The organism is Flavobacteriales bacterium (genome assembly GCA_016700415.1).
Classification (GTDB): domain Bacteria; phylum Bacteroidota; class Bacteroidia; order Flavobacteriales_F; family PHOS-HE28; genus PHOS-HE28.
The window spans coordinates 2,097,621-2,116,162 of the sequence record CP065018.1 but is presented as its reverse complement, the minus strand read 5'-3'; the positions used below and the strand labels follow the sequence as shown (position 1 = coordinate 2,116,162).

At 61.0% G+C, this 18,542-nt stretch carries 10 protein-coding genes; 6 read left to right on the top strand and 4 right to left on the bottom strand.

Going from position 1 to position 18,542, the window contains the following annotated elements:
- The first annotated feature begins 1 nt into the window (after position 1).
- The 3 genes from IPP95_08855 (at position 2) to IPP95_08845 (ending at position 4,156) form a co-directional block, all read left to right on the top strand.
- Positions 2 to 985 carry a type IX secretion system membrane protein PorP/SprF gene (locus tag IPP95_08855; GenBank protein QQS71308.1) on the top strand — a complete coding sequence of 328 codons (984 nt, stop codon included), beginning with the start codon at positions 2 to 4 and terminating at the stop codon, positions 983 to 985.
- Between the two features lie 23 nt (positions 986 to 1,008).
- A complete protein-coding gene (locus IPP95_08850) occupies positions 1,009 to 3,183 on the top strand; it encodes a carboxypeptidase regulatory-like domain-containing protein (GenBank protein ID QQS71307.1) in 2,175 nt (724 codons plus the stop codon).
- 145 nt (positions 3,184 to 3,328) lie between these two features.
- On the top strand, positions 3,329 to 4,156 hold the full coding sequence (locus IPP95_08845) for a methyltransferase domain-containing protein (GenBank protein QQS74231.1): 828 nt from the start codon (positions 3,329 to 3,331) through the stop codon (positions 4,154 to 4,156).
- A gap of 83 nt (positions 4,157 to 4,239) precedes the next feature.
- Here IPP95_08845 and IPP95_08840 read toward each other — a convergent pair whose 3' ends face one another.
- From IPP95_08840 to IPP95_08825, 4 genes are all read right to left on the bottom strand, one after another.
- The gene (locus IPP95_08840; protein ID QQS71306.1) at positions 4,240 to 5,049 is read right to left on the bottom strand and encodes a mechanosensitive ion channel; all 810 of its coding nucleotides are present in this window, start codon (positions 5,047 to 5,049) and stop codon (positions 4,240 to 4,242) included.
- Between the two features lie 165 nt (positions 5,050 to 5,214).
- On the bottom strand, positions 5,215 to 6,576 hold the full coding sequence (locus tag IPP95_08835; GenBank protein ID QQS71305.1) for a carbohydrate binding domain-containing protein: 1,362 nt from the start codon (positions 6,574 to 6,576) through the stop codon (positions 5,215 to 5,217).
- Positions 6,577 to 6,606: 30 nt separating this feature from the next.
- Positions 6,607 to 7,962, bottom strand: coding sequence for a choice-of-anchor J domain-containing protein (locus IPP95_08830; GenBank protein QQS71304.1), 1,356 nt, complete (start codon positions 7,960 to 7,962; stop codon positions 6,607 to 6,609).
- 10 nt (positions 7,963 to 7,972) lie between these two features.
- A complete protein-coding gene (locus tag IPP95_08825) occupies positions 7,973 to 10,519 on the bottom strand; it encodes a TonB-dependent receptor (GenBank protein ID QQS71303.1) in 2,547 nt (848 codons plus the stop codon).
- A 366-nt stretch (positions 10,520 to 10,885) separates the two neighbouring features.
- On the opposite strand from IPP95_08825, the gene IPP95_08820 reads away from it, so the two are divergent.
- From IPP95_08820 to IPP95_08810, 3 genes are read left to right on the top strand one after another with little or no spacing between them, the layout of a single operon-like run.
- On the top strand, positions 10,886 to 17,617 hold the full coding sequence (locus IPP95_08820; GenBank protein ID QQS71302.1) for a hypothetical protein: 6,732 nt from the start codon (positions 10,886 to 10,888) through the stop codon (positions 17,615 to 17,617).
- Positions 17,618 to 17,676: 59 nt separating this feature from the next.
- The gene (locus IPP95_08815) at positions 17,677 to 18,081 is read left to right on the top strand and encodes a hypothetical protein (GenBank protein QQS71301.1); all 405 of its coding nucleotides are present in this window, start codon (positions 17,677 to 17,679) and stop codon (positions 18,079 to 18,081) included.
- 59 nt (positions 18,082 to 18,140) lie between these two features.
- On the top strand, positions 18,141 to 18,539 hold the full coding sequence (locus IPP95_08810; protein ID QQS71300.1) for a hypothetical protein: 399 nt from the start codon (positions 18,141 to 18,143) through the stop codon (positions 18,537 to 18,539).
- Positions 18,540 to 18,542: the final 3 nt, after the last annotated feature.

Below are 18,542 nucleotides of genomic sequence, written 5' to 3'. Positions count from 1 at the left end.
CATGAACGCACTCACGAAAACAACCACGCCGATGGCATCCGAAGCCTCTCGTTGGAAAATGGCGTTGCTCGCGCTTCTGCTCGCCGGCCCGGCCCTGCTGCCCAAGCAGGCCAAGGCCCAGCAGGACCCGCAGTTCACCCAGTACATGTTCAACCTGCTGGCGTTGAACCCGGCCTATGCGGGCAGCGCGGACCGCGTGAGCATCAAGGCGCTCAGCCGCCACCAATGGGTGGGCTTCGAGGGAGCGCCGACCACGCAGACGCTCACCGTGCATAGCCCCTTCTTGGTGCAGAGCTTAGGGCTGGGCGGTACGGTGATGCGCGATGAGCACGGGCCAGTCACCCAGTACGGATTGATCGTGGACCTGTCCTACAGGATCTTCCTCGGGAACAACCAGAAGCTGGCCTTTGGCATTAAGGGCGGCCTCAACCTCTTCCAAGGCAAATTTGCGGACCTGCATCCCTTGGAGGCCAACGACCAAGTGTTCCAGCAGAACGTCAGCACGAAGACCGACCCGCAGTTCGGCTTCGGGGTGATGTGGTACAGCGACCGTTTCTATCTCGGGCTCAGTTCGCCGAAGGTGTTGCGCACGGACTTTTTCGATGAGGATTCGCTCCAATTCGTGAGCCAACCCGGGCAACGGGCGCACTACTACCTCACCGGCGGTTACGTGTTCGATCTGGGCACCTACACCAAATTCAAGCCTACGGCCATGGTGAAAGCGGTGGAAGGTGCGCCCATCAGCTTCGACCTCAGCGCGAACTTCCTGCTCTATGACAAGCTGTGGCTCGGCGCCATGTACCGCTACACCGATGCGATCGGAGCCTTGGTCCAGTACAACCTCACCGACGGGATCTCCGTGGGCTATGCTTACGACTACCCATTATCCCCGTTGCGAAACTATAGCGGCGGCAGCCACGAGTTCATGCTCGGCGTCGAGTTCGGCAATGCAGCCAAGGGGATCCGTTCACCGCGTTACTTCTGAGCCAGATGCACCTATCCATTCCCATGCGCCCACGGTACCTCATTCTCGCAACCGCCTTTTTGCTGCTGGCATCCCCGGCCGTGCAGGCGCAGAAGTTCAAGCACCTCATGGCGGAGAAGTATGCCGCGGTGTTCGACTTTGCCAACATGGCGAAGGTCTATGAGGACATCGTCGCCGGCAATAAGGCCCAGCCCGCCGACTACCGGCAGCTCGCCTTCGCCTATAAGAAGATGGGGAACAATGCTAAGGCCGCCGAGACCTACAAGCGGTTGATCGACCTGGGCAGCCCCGCGCCGGACGACCTGCTGGCCTATGCCGATCAATTGCGCGCACAAGGAAAGTATGAGGAGTCCCTCACGTGGTACAAGACTTACGCGGAACAAGCACCGGATGATGAATGGGTGAAAGAATATCTGAAGAACGGGGAGTTCCTCAAGAAACTGGAACGTGACAGCACGAAGGACGCGATACGGACCCTCCCGATCAATTCCGCGGAGGCCGACCTGGGCCCTGCCGTGATGGACGATCTGTTCCTGTTCAGCAGCGCGAGGGGTGAGGGAGTCGGGGGCAAGACCAAGTACAAATGGGACAGCGAACCCTTCTTGAACCTCTATTCCGCTTTATTGAAAGGTGAGACCGCGACAGACCCCATGGTGATGAGGAAGGTCGTCAACAGCCGCTATCATGACGGGACGGCGAGCTTCGACTCCACTCGCCAACGCCTCTATTTCACGCGGGACAATTACTACTACGGGAAGTTGTTGAAGGCCTCCAATGGCGAGGTGAAGCTCGGTATCTACTACACGGACATAGCGAAGGGTGAGTTCGGGCAGTCGGAATGGGGCGCCCTCACTCCGTTCGACTACAACGACCCCGAGTACAACGTGGGCCAGCCTTCTATTTCGCCGGATGGCAAGCGGCTCTACTTCGTCAGCGACATGCCCGGCGGAAGTGGCGGCACGGACATCTGGTACTGCGACGATAATGCTGGCGAATGGGGCGCACCGAAGAACATCGGAAGCAAGGTGAACACCCCGGGCAGTGAAATGTACCCGTTCACCACCAAGGACAGTACCCTCTACTTCAGCAGCACCGGCCACCCCGGTCTGGGCGGGTACGACATCTTCTCCGTGCGCCTCACCGCCTCGGGGCCGGGTCGTGTGTTCAATTTGGGCACGCCGATGAACACCACCTGGAACGACCAGGGCCTGATGCTTCTCGCCGACGACAGCACCGGCTTCTTCGTCACCGATCGCCCGGGGGGCATGGGAAGCCTTGACATCTACGGCTGCACGGTCCATCCTCCACGCATAAAGATCAAAGGGATCGTGGTCGACAAGCTGTCACAGGAAGGCATCGACGAGGCACAGCTGGACGTCCGCGACGCGAAAGGCGCCTTCATCGATGGGGCCAAGGTGGAAATGCAGGACGGCGGACGTTTCACCATCGACCTGCCATACAGTGAAAAGTACACCATCAGCGCCAGCCGGAACGGTTACCGCCAAGGCAGCACCACGGTGGACGCCGGAACCGACGACCTTGATAACGTGGTGGTGCAGATGGAGAAGTACGATTACGGTGCCGAGGGCATTGTGATGCACGGCGAGACCAAGGCCCCGCTGGACAGTGCCAAAGTCCAGCTTCTTGATGCTGATGGTAACGTGGTGGAGGAAATGCTCACCGGTCCGGACGGACATTACGCGTTCGCGCTTCTGGGCGAGAAGGACTATCGCCTCAAGGTGGAGAAGGAGGGCTTCTTCAAGCAGAGCGCACGCATCACCACTAAGGGCAAGACCAATACGATCATCCACACGGACTTCAACCTGTTCCCGCTGAAAGTGGACCAGGTGGTACGCTTGGACAACATCTACTATGACCTCGCCAAGTGGAACATCCGCCCGGACGCGGCCGTGGAGCTGGACAAGCTGGTGCAGACGCTGAACGATAACCCCTCGGTGAAGATCGAGCTCAGCTCGCACACGGACTGCCGCGGCAAGGACGCATACAACATGTCCCTTTCCGAGAAGCGGGCCAAGAGCGCGGTGGACTATTTGATCAAACAAGGCATCGCCAAGGACCGGCTGATCGCCAAGGGCTACGGCGAGACCAAGCCTGTGGAGGCCTGCGAATGCACCAAATGCACCGAGCCCGAGCATCAGGCGAACCGACGTACCGAATTCAAGGTGCTTTCGAAGTAGGGTTGGGTAGATGGGAGATGCGCCCCGGCTTGCCGGGGCGCATCATTTTCGGCCCGAACTGACGATCCTCAGTTCGGGCTTTTTGTTGAGGCATTACCCTTGTTTGGAATTGTTCCAAATAAGGAAAATGAAAGAACAGGAAGTAATGGAGCCGGTCGCGACCGCTGAACCGAAGTTGGTCACACCGCACCGTTCAACGGCGAACCAGACCTTGAACGAGGAGCAGGGCCACTGGCTTTTGGCCAAAATGGGCAAGAAGGTGCTGCGGCCCGGCGGTAAGGAACTCACCTTGCAATTGATGGGCAAGCTGGGGATTACAACCCAGGATGACATCGTGGAATTCGCCCCCGGCCTCGGTTTCACCGCCGGGATCGCCTTGGCCAAGAACCCGCGCAGCTATACGGGTGTCGAGCTCAACGAGGAAGCGGCGGTCATCCTGCGGAAGAAGATCCATGGTCCCGACCGCGAGATCGTGATCGGCAATGCCTGCTGTAGCCCCTTGGGCAGCGGTTCGGCGGATAAAGTATACGGCGAGGCCATGCTCACCATGCAAGCGGACCATCGGAAGGCGGAGATCGTGCGGGAGGCTTACCGCATTCTGAGGCCGGGAGGGCTTTATGGTATCCACGAGATCGCGCTTACGCCGGATTCCATGCCCGAAGCGGGCAAGAAGCAGATCCAGCACGACCTGGCCTCGACCATAAAGGTCAACGCGCGGCCGCTTACCCAGGCCGAATGGACCGCCATGCTGGAGGCCGAGGGCTTCACGGTGGAAAGTGTCATGATCAATCCGATGCACCTCTTGGAACCTGCCCGGATCATGGATGATGAAGGCTTCTTCCGCACCTTGAAGATCGCCTTCAACATCCTCACGCACCCCAAAGCCCGCAAGCGGATCCTTTCCATGCGCAAGGTCTTCCGGCGCTATGAGGACTCCATGTGCGCCATCGCCATAGTGGTCCGAAAGCGTTGAACACAAGCTCGCCCGATATTTCCGTGACGGATCTCCCGAAGGGGGCGATGTGTATCGGACCTGATGGAGTTGCGGTATGCTCCTTAATCCGAGTGAACCCGGATCTGCGGGAAAGGAATGCTGATGCTCTTAGCATCGAACGTCTTTTTCACCTGTTCGTGCATGTCGAAGAACACGCCCCAGTAGTCCTCGGACCTGGCCCAAACACGCACGGTGAAGTTCACGGAACTGTCCGCCAGTTCACCCACCACCACTTGTGGAGCGGGATCCTTCAGGATGCGCTTGTCCGCATTGATCAATTCCGTGATCGCCCCACGGGCGGCATCGATGTCGGCATCGTACCCGATGCCGAAGGTCATGTCCACCCGCCGTTGAGGCTCTGTGCTGAAGTTGACGATGGACCCCGTGCTGACGGGCGCGTTCGGTAGTATCACCGTCTTGTTGTCCAGCGTCTTCAGGATCGTGTTGAAGATCTGGATGCTATGTACGGTGCCCAGGTGCCCCTGCGCTTCGATGAGGTCGCCCGCCTTGTAGGGCTTGAAGAGCAGGATCATCACCCCGCCCGCGAAATTCTGCAAAGTGCCGCTCAACGCCATGCCGACGGCCAGGCCCGCAGCGCCCAATACGGCAATAAAGCTCGTGGTCTCGATGCCCACCATCTGGATCACACTGATGATGAGGCCCACTTTGAGAACCGCTCCAACTAAGCCACGGACGAAGGGGATCAGCGAAGGGTCAACGATGCGCTTTTCCATCATGCGGGCCATCGCGCGTACCAGCAGGCGGATCACCCAAAGGCCGAGGATCAGCACCACGACGGCTCCGATGACCTTCGGGCCATGGATGAGCAGGAGTTCCTTTATCCTGTTGATCGCGAGTTCGGTATTGTTCATGCTGTTCTTCTTCCTTTTTGTTCAATGAACGGATGTATCCGTGTGCAACAAGGATGGAGGGTCAATGGTTCAGCCCGTTCTGTACATAGGGGCCATTGCAACTCAAGGGAAGAGCCGTTCCGCGATCGCGGAACGGCTCTTCCCAAAGTGGGATATGCGACGATCTTATTTCGCCACTTGCACGGCAAAGGTCTTCACCAGTTCACTGCTGCGCAAGGTGAGGTGGTACAGGCCCGTGCCCATGTCGTTCACGTTCAATTGCCCGTGTGCGCCGTAGAACTGACCGCTTTGGACCGTGCGGCCCTGCATGTCCGTGAGGGTGTAGTTCACCTGGCTCCCTGCAGCTTGGCCGAGGCTTACGTTCAGGATGTTCTTGGCGGGGTTCGGGCCCACTTGAACAGAGGAGAGCACACCGGCCTCGGAAATGCCGGTGATGAAATCCACATCGCTTTCCATGCGCGGCTCGATGTTGTATTCGCTGAAGGAGTAATAGTTCACACCGGTGATGTTGTAGGTATTCCCGAGCAAGGGATCCGGAACGGTGGTGTAGATCACTTTGCCGATCACGGCATCACCGGTGCCATCGTCCACTTTGTACTTGCCGAAGTTGGCCCCACCGGGCTCCTCTGTGCAGGTGGCGTTCAGCACGCGCAACAGCACACTTTCCAATGGCTCAAGCGAGACATCGCCCGTGGCCACGTCGAAGGCCGCTACCGCATTGCCGCTGGAGACTACCGTGTAAGCCGAAAGGCTCGAAAGCTCGGTGATGCCGAAATACTCGCTCACGGAGGCCATGAAGGTGATGCTGTCACCGATGGAAGGTGTGTTGTCCGTATCGTACACGTAGATGCCCGACCACGGGCCGCTGCCGCTTTGCACGAAGTAGCCGTCACCGGCCCCGGGCAGGTCCGCCGAGACGAGGCCGCCGGTCAAAACGGTCTGGCCGTTCAACGGGGAATCTCCGCTGGGGTCCGTGGTATACTGGATGTCATAGATGCTCACCGGGGTGAGCGGGCCGGCCTCGGTAATGGTCACATCGTCCACCACCAGATGCTCCGGGGCTACGGTGCTCTGCACGGAAAGGATGAATTCGCCGCCCGTGGTGTCGTAGGCCGCCGCGATGCTCTGGGTCACTTGGGTCCAAGCGTCCGGGGAGGCTACTACGGTGTATGGGGAATAACCGGCATAGCCCGAGCTGCCGCCTGGCCGGCCGTCAAACAAGCCCACACGGATATTTCCGTTGCCGCGCACCCAGAAGGTGATCTCAAAGTTCTGCCCGGTGGTTACCGCGATGGGCTGCGTGGTGAAGCGCTTATGGCTGCTGGTCGTGTTCTCCAAGCGGACGGCGGAGCTGCCCCCGTGTACGTTGTCCGTCACTTGGGTAACGCCGCCGGAGGGGATGTTCGTCTTGGACCCGGACCAACCGTCCGGCGTGGAGCCGGTCCAGTCTTCAAAGCCGCTTTGGAAGACCTGCGCGCTGGCCATGCCGGCGATCGCAAGGGTGGAAAGGAGTACTGCTGTTCTCATGGTATGTTGGGTTTCAGGGTAAGGAGGATTTTAGTTCACCTGTACGTTGTCAACACGGTAGGTGGTGTTTTGTGCGGCATCACCTTGGTATTTGAAGGCGACCACGAAGTTACCGCTATATCCCGAAGGAAGGATTCCGGAGAGCGCGATGCTACCGGAGGGGATCCAATCATTGTCCGCATCAGCCTGCCCGGCGATGGTCGCTCCGTTCACCTGTGTCCAGGTCGCGGTGGTCACGTCGCCGGTGAAATCGGTACTAACCCAGGCGGTGAGACCGTCATGTACCCAGTTCACTTTGGCCGATGAGAAGGACAGGTTCTGCGAGGTGGAGTATGTGATCTGCGGTGTTACCAACCACATGGTGCTGGCTTGTCCAAGGGAAAGCCGGGCCTCTGCGCTGAAGTCGGAGCCGCTCACCTTGCCGCGCCAAGCCACACTACCTTCTGTAAAGGTGTTCTTCCAGCAATCCAGATTGATCGTTTGGTTGTTCACCACGGAGGAGAAATCTTCTGAAACCGATGCCACAGGGACACAAGTGCCTGCTTGCCCGCAACGAGGACCGTTCATGTCAATATCACTCGGATCGCGAACCAGGAGTTGAAGCCCATTGGGGCCACTACTGCTATAATAGCTGGCTATTCCAATGAAACTCCCCTTGCCGGCGGGCAGGTGTTGCCCGGCGAAGTTCGCGTAGCCACTGGTACGAACGATCGTCGTGTTGCCGTTGCAATCATCAAGATCGCGGTTCAGTGTTCCGAGGTTGGCCGCATCCGCATAGGTCAGGTTTCCCGTGCTATCAGCAAACTGCACACCAGTGATCTTTACTAATTTGCTTTGGTATGTGGGAATACCATTGGCGTTAGCGTAGCCGCTATTTGTGGCAAGTTGGTTGATCGAAGCTGGAGTAATGAAAATGCTGGTGGCACTTGTCACGTCAACTCCAGTGGACTGCTTAACAATGTTGTTGTCCACATCCACACTGTCCAACTGAAGGAGATTCTGGTAAACACTTAGAACTGTGCCGGGCAGATAGATCCGGATGTAATCTCCTTGGTAAAGACCTCCGGAGTTCAGCAAACGCAGACAGATGGCGGCACCAGAGGAGTCTTGGACATAGATGTTTTTATAGAGGTTTCCGCTTTGCTCATCCGCAGTCACTACGCCATAGACGGTGGTGATCGCCCCGGCTGTGTCGGAGAAATGCACGGGTGAGAGTACAGATTGACTTGTGTACAGCGCTCGCAGCTGGGTGATGTTCACTTTGGCTCCCTCAGGTATGGAGCGCACGGGCGGTGTATCGAATTCCCTTTTGCAGCCGAAAGCCGTGGCTAAGAGCAGGGGCAAGGCCAGCAAGGCGATGCGTTGGGCGGGGGTGATGCGTTGCATTTTCGTTTTATCAGAAGCTGAGGTTGACCTGGGCGTAGAAGGTGCGGCCGTACATGTAGCTGAGCTTGGGCGGGAATTTGTCGATCTCCATGGGCACGTAGCGCAGTTGCTCGTAGCCGCCGGTGACCAGGTCCGTATTGTCCAGCAGGTTGCTGATGGAGAGGTTGAAGCCGATGCGGTACTTGTGTTTCAGCATCCAGCTCTTGGTGAAGAAGATGTCCACGGTGTAGCCATCGTCCAATTTGGTCTGTTCCAGCAACTGGTTCCACTGGGGGTCCTCGATGACGAGATTGCCTAAGGCCTCAGCTGTTCGGCGGTCCGGGTTGGGGTCCAGGTAGATGTTGCCGAAATAGTTCATGTTCGCGCCGATGGACCAGTACTTCGGTGCATTGTAACGAAGGCCCAGGGAGGCGGCGCGCTGTGGCATTCCGCCCACGCTGTAGTCTTTCCAGTACACGGTGCGGCCCGTGGCCAGCGCGGTGTCGCTGTTGTCCCGGGTCACCGTGGCGATGGGCCGGGAATCGTAGAGGTATTGTCCTTCGGCGTATACGGCGGTGAGCTGCCAAGTGGGAGAAAGCTTCACCTCGGCGGCCAGTTCGAGGCCCACGTTCTTCTGCGCCACCCCGGTCATGGAATAGTTCACGAAGGTGCGGTACACGTCATGGTAAAAGCTGCGGGACCAGATGCCGTCCGTGGTGTGCACGTAGTAGAGGGTCGCGCGGCCTTTTACCCGGGGCATGCGCACCTCGTAGCCGATGTCCCCGCTAAGGGCTTTCTCGGTGGTGAGGCCGTCCACCGCGGCGTCGCGGGTACGGGGGCTGAGGTAGGCGGAGCGCGCAGTAGGTGCGTTGGAGATAAAGCCGGCATTGGCGGTGATGTACTGGCGGCCGGAGATCTTGTAGACCGCACCGGCCTTCACGCCGCCATGGATGAAACGCTGCTTTTCGCTTTTCCCGAAGGAGTTGTCCGGAAACAGGGCTTTTTGGTAGTGACCGTCACGCCAAAAGCAGGTGCTCGAAAGGCTGGCCCCGAAATAGCCTTCCACCTTCCGCCATTTCTTTTCCACTTGGCCAAAGGCGTTCACCAAGTTGGTCTTGATGTCATAATCGTAGCCGAAGGCATCGCCCTTGTACACTATATGGTTGGGCGTGTTCAGGTCGTTCTGGGCGGCATTGGGGTCGTCGCTGTCTCGGCTGGCGAACTGGTCGTAGTCCAGCCAGTAGTCGCCACCCAACAGGTCCTCGATCACCTTGAAGTAATGTGTCTTCTGGCTGTTATAGCTGGCCCCGACCGTGAGGTGCAGCTGATCTGTCAATTCCCTGCTCCACACGCTGTTCAAGGCGATACGCGTCGGGTCGGCCCGGCGGTCCTCCACGATGTACTTGCTGCGCATGCCGGTGACGTTGTTGCCCTGGACGCCCTCGGCATTCTGCACGGTATAGAGGTTCTTCGTGTTGGCGAAATAGAGCTGGTCCCAGTTGATCTGGCTGGCGTTGGGGTCGTTGTGCCAAGCATTGGTGAGGTCCGCCGCGATGCCCGGGTCGGTATCGCTATAGTAGCTGGGCAGGTAACGGTAGTAGTCGGGGCGTGGGTCGGGGGCATCATACCAGTTCAGTGCTGTATAGCCGTCCCGCCCGAAGGTGTACAGCAAGCTGGTGTTCCAAGTGGTATGGTCGTCGGGCTTGAAGTAGTGGGAGAGGATGAAAACAGGTTTGTGGTCGTTGCTCACGTTCGCATTGCGCTTTTTGCCGTCTTGAAAGCCCCAGTTCGGGTTGTAATAATGGTCGTCCGTGAGGGTCTGGGCCTCCTGCACCGCCAGCCCCTGGCGGCCCGAAACGATCGGCGCCCCGAAGCCGATAAAGCCGAAGCTGTGCTTGGCGTTCAGTTTTTTCTCCACGGAAAGGAAGTACGCACCAGCGTTGTAGAATGTGCCGGGCACGTAGCCTTCGTCGGACCAGCGCAGGGATCCGCTTGCGCTCAAGGCCCAGCCGTTGGCCATCATACCGGTATTGTACGTGGCCATGGTGCGGTTGCGGTAGGTCCGGTTGGTCCGCGCATAGGAAACGCGGATGCCCTTCCGCAACTGGGAGGCGCGCAGGTCCAGATCGGACCATCCGCCGATGCCGCCGAAACTGTGGCGTGATGCGCTGACGCCCGCGCCCGTCTCGGACCACCGCGTCACATCGTTCAGCCCGCCCCAGAGCGACCAGGAGGCATACCCGCTTTCCAGGTCGTTCATCAAGATGCCGTTTATGCTGACCGGGTTGAACTCGCCGCCCAGACCGCGGACACGGAAACGGGCCGCGCCGAAGTTGTACCCGGCTGTGCTATTGAACACATCGCGCGACGAGCGCAAAATGCCGGAAACGTCCTGCCCGGCGATCTCGGCATCGAGGTCGGTGGCGGAAACGGTGAAGCCCCCGGCGCGGATGTCCTGTTCAACGGTGGACGTGTCCGGCTTGGTGATCAGCAGGGAGCTGTCTTTCCGGCTGGTGCCGGAGGTGTCCGTTTGTGCTTGGAGCGGGAAGGAGGCCACCAGAGTCAGTATCAGGGCCAACGTAAATGATAGGGCGATCCTCGGAACGGGGAAGGTCGAGGGGTAGGGTCTTCGCATCAGCCTTGATCGTTGGTTGCTCCGGGGCGTTCCGGGGAAAGGGGGTCAAAAGTAGTGTCCCTGACCGTTCGTAGGAGAAGTTGGACAATGGTACTTTCAACGGGGAACACCAAGAGGTTCATAGTCGTACAACGATCCCCGGCCCATGCGCCGGATCGGGGCAAAGAGGCGTCAATAGGAAATAAGGAACCCCGTTCAACACCGGATCTCCTAATTTTGAAGGTTCCAACGAGATAAACCGACCAACGCCCCTTGAAGTTATCCCGCCCATTTTACTGTCTTCGTCGGCTGAGGCATGCCCTTGTCGCGTTGGCGCTCGTGTTCGGCCTGCATGCAGATGCGGCCCACTACATGGGCGGCAACATCACTTATGTATGCCAAGGCGGGAACAATTACTTGGTGACGTTGGATCTTTTCCTTGATTGCAGCGGTGTGCCTGCGATCGACCAGACCCTGCACTATGAGAGCGCCTGCGGTTCCTTTGATGTATTGATCCCTCCGCCCGTACCTACGGAAGTGAGCCAGATCTGCCCGGCCCAATTGGTGAACAGCACTTGCAACGGTGGCGGGCTTCAGGGGGTGAACCTGTACAGTTTCCAGACGGTGTTGAACATGCCTCCCTGTCCGGGCGGCTGGACTATGTCCTGGGTGCTCTGCTGTCGTGCTGTCACGATGAACCTGGTGGGTTCCGCGGGAATTTATCTGGAGGCGGTCCTACGGAACGACCTGGCAGCCTGTGATGATTCGCCGGTGTTCACGGAAAATTCCGTTCCCTACGTCTGTGTTGGACAGGAGGCCAGCTACAATTTCGGGGTCACGGAGCCGAACGGTGATTCCTTGGCTTATTCGTTGATCAATGCACGAGGCTTTGCGAACAGTTCGTCCCCGATCGGCTACAAGCCAGGTTATAGCGCTAACCAGCCTGCAAATAGCACCTCGCTGGACCCGGTCACGGGGCAGTTGGTTTTCACGCCACCGGCGATAGGCCGGTATGTCTTCGTGATCGAGATCGAACAGTATAATGCGAGCGGGGTTCTCATCGGTACGGTGATGCGGGATGTCAGTATCGTGGCCTTGGCCTGTGTCGGTAGCACGCCCGTCGCGCAAGGCTCTGCGACGCTCACGGGCCCTGGTGGTCCCGGAGATCCACCCGCTCCGGGGGGCTTTATACTCGGACCGAACGCCATTCAGATCTGTGATGGCTCAGCAATTTGCTTCAGTTTGGTCTTTGAGGATATGGATCCCGGGGATGTGCTGGTAGTGGCTTCCCAGGTTACCACACTGTTGCCGGGTGCCACATATTCCGTCAGTGGGGCGAACCCGGCCACTGTAACGGTCTGTTGGACGGGGGATGTCAGCAATAGCCCGGTGAACGTGTTGTTCCAGGTGAACGACGGCGCCTGCCCGATCGTGAACAGTACCACGATCGCCGTGAACATCACCTCATTCACTCCTGCCGCAGGAAGCCCCGATGCGGGAACGGACGCTTCAACATTGGTCTGCCCCACGGCCAACGTATTCAACCTGATCGACCGGTTGGGCGGAACACCGGACGCGGGTGGAATATGGTATGCCCCCGACAACAGCATCCATGATCCCCAGTTCGACCCTACCACCGATCTGGCAGGCGTATACACCTACATCGTCGGGAATGCATGCATGAATGTGAGCGCCACATTGACCGTCAACTTCACCGCCGGGACGCCCAACGCGGGGGTGGACAGTACGCTGAAAGTTTGTGGCAATTCCGTCCCTGTTCCATTGATCTCCGGCTTGGGCGGAACCCCGGACGCGACCGGTACATGGACCCGGCTACCGGGAGGTACACCTGTTGGTCCGAACTATGATCCGGCCACACAAGGACCGGGAGTTTTTCAATATACCGTTCCGGGCGGCGGAGGATGTGCCGCGGCTACGGCCACGGTCACGGTGACCGAGGTGGCACCAGCGAACGCTGGCACGAGCAGTTCGGTCAGCGTCTGCGCCAACGGTGTTCCCATCAACCTGCTGGACTCATTGGGCGGCACTCCTGCCGGTGGCGGCGCATGGAGCGGTGGCCTCGTCGGCGGGATGTACAACCCTGCCGTTAATGCTCCCGGCCCATTCACCTACACGGTCACGGGCACGGCGCCCTGCGCGAACGCGACAGCGACGGTGACCGTGGCGGAACAAACGCCGGCGAACGCGGGCACGAACGGCCCGGTCAGCGTCTGTGGGAACGGAGCACCGATAAATTTGCGGAACTCCTTGGGCGGTGCGCCCGCTGCGGGCGGCACATGGAGCGGCGGCCTTGTCGGGGGCATGTACGACCCTGCCGTGAACGCACCCGGCCCGTATACCTACACGGTCACGGGTGTGGCGCCTTGCGCCAATTCGACGGCTACTGTGACGGTGACCGAGATGGCACCGGCGGATGCAGGCACGAGCAGTTCGGTCAGCGTCTGCGCCAACGGTGTTCCCATCAACCTGCTGGACTCATTGGGCGGCACTCCTGCCGGTGGCGGCGCATGGAGCGGCGGCCTCGTCGGCGGGATGTACAACCCTGCCGTTAATGCTCCCGGCCCATTCACCTACACGGTCACGGGCGTGGCACCCTGCGCGAACGCGACGGCGACGGTGACCGTGGCGGAACAAACGCCGGCGAACGCGGGCACGAACGGCCCGGTCAGCGTCTGTGGGAACGGAGCACCGATAAATTTGCGGAACTCCTTGGGCGGTGCGCCCGCTGCGGGCGGCACATGGAGCGGCGGCCTTGTCGGGGGCATGTACGACCCTGCCGTGAACGCACCCGGCCCGTATACCTACACGGTCACGGGTGTGGCGCCTTGCGCCAATTCGACGGCTACTGTGACGGTGACCGAGGTGGCACCGGCGGATGCAGGCACGAGCAGTTCGGTCAGCGTCTGCGCCAACGGTGTTCCCATCAACCTGCTGGACTCATTGGGCGGCACTCCTGCCGGTGGCGGCGCATGGAGCGGCGGCCTCGTCGGCGGGATGTACAACCCTGCCGTTAATGCTCCCGGCCCATTTACCTACACGGTCACGGGCGTGGCACCCTGCGCGAACGCGACAGCTACGGTGACCGTGGCGGAACAAACGCCGGCGAACGCGGGCACGAACGGCCCGGTCAGCGTCTGTGGGAACGGAGCACCGATAAATTTGCGGAACTCCTTGGGCGGTGCACCCGCTGCGGGCGGCACATGGAGCGGCGGCCTTGTCGGGGGCATGTACGACCCTGCCGTGAACGCACCCGGCCCGTATACCTACACGGTCACGGGTGTGGCGCCTTGCGCCAATTCGACGGCTACTGTGACGGTGACCGAGGTGGCACCGGCGGATGCAGGCACGAGCAGTTCGGTCAGCGTCTGCTCGAACGGTGTTGCGATCAACCTATTGGACTCATTGGGCGGCACGCCCGCTGGTGGCGGCGCATGGAGCGGCGGCCTTGTTGGTGGGATGTACGATCCTGTCGTTAACGCCCCCGGCCCATACACCTACACGGTCACGGGCACGGCGCCCTGCGCGAATGCGACAGCTACGGTGACCGTGGCGGAACAAACGCCGGTTGATGCTGGGACAAGCAGCTCCGTCAGCGTCTGCTCGAACGGTGTTGCGATCAACCTGTTGGACTCATTGGGCGGCACTCCGGCCGGTGGCGGCACATGGAGCGGCGGCCTTGTTGGTGGGATGTACGACCCCGCAGTGAACGCGCCCGGTCCATTCACCTACACGATCACTGGCGTGGCACCCTGTGCGAACGCGACGGCGACGGTCACGGTTGCCGAACAGGCCCCGGCGAACGCTGGCACGAGCAGCTCGGTCAGCGTCTGCTCGAACGGTGTCGCGATCAACCTGCTGGACTCATTGGGCGGCACGCCCGCTGGTGGCGGCGCATGGAGCGGCGGCTTGGTCGGCGGGATGTACGACCCTGCCGTTAATGCCCCCGGCCCATTTACCTACACGGTCACTGGCGTGGCGCCTTGCGCGAATGCGACAGCTACGGTCACGGTTGCCGAGCAGGCCCCGGCGAACGCTGGCACGAGCAGCTCGGTCAGCGTCTGCTCGAACGGTGTCGCGATCAACCTGCTGGACTCATTGGGCGGCACGCCCGCTGGTGGCGGCGCATGGAGCGGTGGCCTTGTTGGTGGGATGTACGATCCTGCCGTTAATGCTCCTGGCCCTTACACCTACACGATCACTGGCGTGGCACCCTGCGCGAATGCGACAGCTACTGTGACGGTGACCGAGGTGGCACCGGCGAACGCTGGCACGAGCAGTTCGGTCAGCGTCTGCTCGAACGGTGTCGCGATCAACCTGCTGGACTCATTGGGCGGCACGCCCGCTGGTGGCGGCGCATGGAGCGGCGGCTTGGTCGGCGGGATGTACGACCCTGCCGTTAATGCTCCCGGCCCATTCACCTACACGGTCACGGGCACGGCGCCCTGCGCGAATGCGACAGCTACGGTGACCGTGGCGGAACAAACGCCGGTTGATGCTGGGACAAGCAGCTCCGTCAGCGTCTGCTCGAACGGTGTTGCGATCAACCTGTTGGACTCATTGGGCGGCACGCCCGCTGGTGGCGGCGCATGGAGCGGTGGCTTGGTCGGCGGGATGTACGACCCTGCCGTTAATGCTCCCGGCCCATACACCTACACGGTCACGGGCACGGCGCCCTGCGCGAATGCGACAGCTACGGTCACGGTTGCCGAGCAGGCCCCGGCGAACGCTGGCACGAGCAGCTCGGTCAGTGTCTGCTCGAACGGTGTCGCGATCAACCTATTGGACTCATTGGGCGGCACGCCCGCTGGTGGCGGCGCATGGAGCGGCGGCCTCGTCGGTGGGATGTACGATCCTGCCGTTAACGCTCCCGGCCCATACACCTACACGGTCACTGGCGTGGCACCCTGCGCGAATGCGACAGCTACGGTCACGGTTGCCGAGCAGGCCCCGGCGAACGCTGGCACGAGCAGCTCGGTCAGCGTCTGCTCGAACGGTGTCGCGATCAACCTGTTGGACTCATTGGGCGGCACTCCGGCCGGTGGCGGCACATGGAGCGGCGGCTTGGTCGGGGGGATGTACGATCCTGCCGTCAACGCGCCCGGTCCATTCACCTACACGATCACTGGCGTGGCACCCTGCGCGAATGCGACAGCTACTGTGACGGTGACCGAGGTGGCACCGGCGGATGCAGGCACGAGCAGTTCGGTCAGCGTCTGCGCCAACGGTGTCGCGATCAACCTGCTGGACTCATTGGGCGGCACGCCCGCTGGTGGCGGCACATGGAGCGGCGGCCTTGTCGGTGGGATGTACAACCCCGCTGTTAACGCCCCCGGCCCATACACGTACACGGTCACTGGCGTGGCACCCTGCGCGAACGCGACGGCGACGGTGACCGTGGCGGAACAAACGCCGGTTGATGCTGGGACAAGCAGCTCCGTCAGCGTCTGCTCGAACGGTGTTGCGATCAACATGTTGGACTCATTGGGCGGCACTCCGGCCGGTGGCGGCACATGGAGCGGCGGCCTTGTTGGTGGGATGTACGACCCCGCAGTGAACGCGCCCGGTCCATTCACCTACACGATCACTGGCGTGGCACCCTGTGCGAACGCGACGGCGACGGTCACGGTTGCCGAACAGGCCCCGGCGAACGCTGGCACGAGCAGCTCGGTCAGCGTCTGCTCGAACGGTGTCGCGATCAACCTGCTGGACTCATTGGGCGGCACGCCCGCTGGTGGCGGCGCATGGAGCGGCGGCCTCGTCGGTGGGATGTACGACCCTGCCGTTAATGCCCCCGGCCCATTTACCTACACGGTCACTGGCGTGGCGCCTTGCGCGAATGCGACAGCTACGGTCACGGTTGCCGAGCAGGCCCCGGCGAACGCTGGCACGAGCAGCTCGGTCAGCGTCTGCTCGAACGGTGTCGCGATCAACCTGCTGGACTCATTGGGCGGCACGCCCGCTGGTGGCGGCGCATGGAGCGGCGGCCTTGTTGGTGGGATGTACGACCCCGCAGTGAACGCGCCCGGTCCATTCACATACACGATCACTGGCGTGGCACCCTGTGCGAACGCGACGGCGACGGTCACGGTGGCCGAGATACCAGCGGCATACGCAGGCTCGGATACGACCTTCACTCTATGTTCATCGAACAGTACAACGAATCTGTTCTTTGTGTTGACAGGAGCACAAGCAGGCGGAACGTGGACGGGACCCGGCGGTGCCTTTTTTGACGGCACCTACGAACCATCAGTAGATCCAGAAGGACCCCATATATACACCGTCGCTGGCTCGGCCTCCTGTGCCGATGATCAGGCCGTGGTGATGGTTGTGGAGGTCGTCGCACCGAATGCAGGACGTGACACGTCCATAACCCTCTGCTCGAACGGGAATATCCTGAACCTGTTCACTGTTCTCCCCACCGCACAACCGGGTGGGACTTGGCTTGCTGGATTCAGCGGTTCGTATGAGCCGGGAGTGACGCCACCCGGAGTGTTCACCTATTCGCTTCCGGGCATTGCTCCTTGCGTTGGTGATCAATCCACGGTCACAATTGCAGAAACCTCGACGCCGAACGCAGGCACTGACGCCAACTTAACGGTGTGCGATCAAGGCGCTGCGGTCAACCTGTTCAACTCCTTGGGCGGATCCCCGGACGCGGGCGGCACCTGGAGCGGCGGCCTTGTCGGCGGGATGTACGACCCTGCTGTTAACGCTCCCGGTCCGTACATCTATACAGTCACGGGTACCAGCCCTTGCGGCAACGCGACGGCGACGGTTACGGTTAGCGAGACGGGCAGCCCGAACGCAGGTACGGACGGTGCGGTGACGGTATGCGCTGACGGAGCAGCGATCGATCTCTTCACGGAGCTCGGCGGCAGCCCCGATGCGGGCGGCACCTGGAGCGGCGGCTTGGTCGGTGGGATGTTCGACCCTGCTGTGAACGCTGCGGGCAACTACACGTACACGTTGAACGCCACAGCACCGTGCACGTCCGATCAATCGCAAGTGGTGGTGACGATCGCATCCGCCGCTGACGCTTAAGCACGGACGCGAACTTGACGGTATGCGACCAAGGTGCTGCAGTAAACCTGTTCAACTCCTTGGGCGGATCACCTGACGCGGGCGGTACTTGGAGCGGCGGTCTCGTTGGCGGGATGTACGACCCTGCTGTGAACACTCCCGGTGCATACACCTACACGGTGACAGGCACCAGCCCCTGCGGGAACGCGACGGCCACGGTCACGGTGAGCGAGACGGGCAGCCCTGACGCGGGCTCGGACGGGGCGGTGACGGTGTGCGAGGGCGGTGCTGCGATCGACCTCTTCACGGAGCTCGGCGGCAGCCCCGATGCGGGCGGCACCTGGAGCGGCGGCTTGGTCGGTGGGATGTTCGACCCTGCTGTGAACGCTGCGGGCAACTACACGTACACGTTGAACGCCACAGCACCGTGCACGTCCGATCAATCGCAAGTGGTGGTGACGATCGCACCCGCCCCTGACGCCTAAGCACGGACGCGAACTTGACGGTATGCGACCAAGGTGCTGCGGTAAACCTGTTCAACTCCTTGGGCGGATCACCTGACGCGGGCGGTACTTGGAGCGGCGGTCTCGTTGGCGGGATGTACGACCCTGCTGTGAATACTCCCGGTCCGTACACCTACACAGTGACGGGTACCAGTCCCTGCGGGAACGCGACGGCCACGGTCACGGTGAGCGAGACGGGCAGCCCTGACGCGGGCACGGACGGGGCGGTGACGGTGTGCGAGGGCGGTGCTGCGATCGACCTCTTCACGGAGCTCGGCGGCAGCCCCGATGCGGGCGGCACCTGGAGCGGCGGCTTGGTCGGTGGGATGTTCGACCCTGCTGTGAACGCTGCGGGCAACTACACGTACACGTTGAACGCCACAGCACCGTGCACGTCCGATCAATCGCAAGTGGTGGTGACGATCGCACCCGCCCCCTGACGC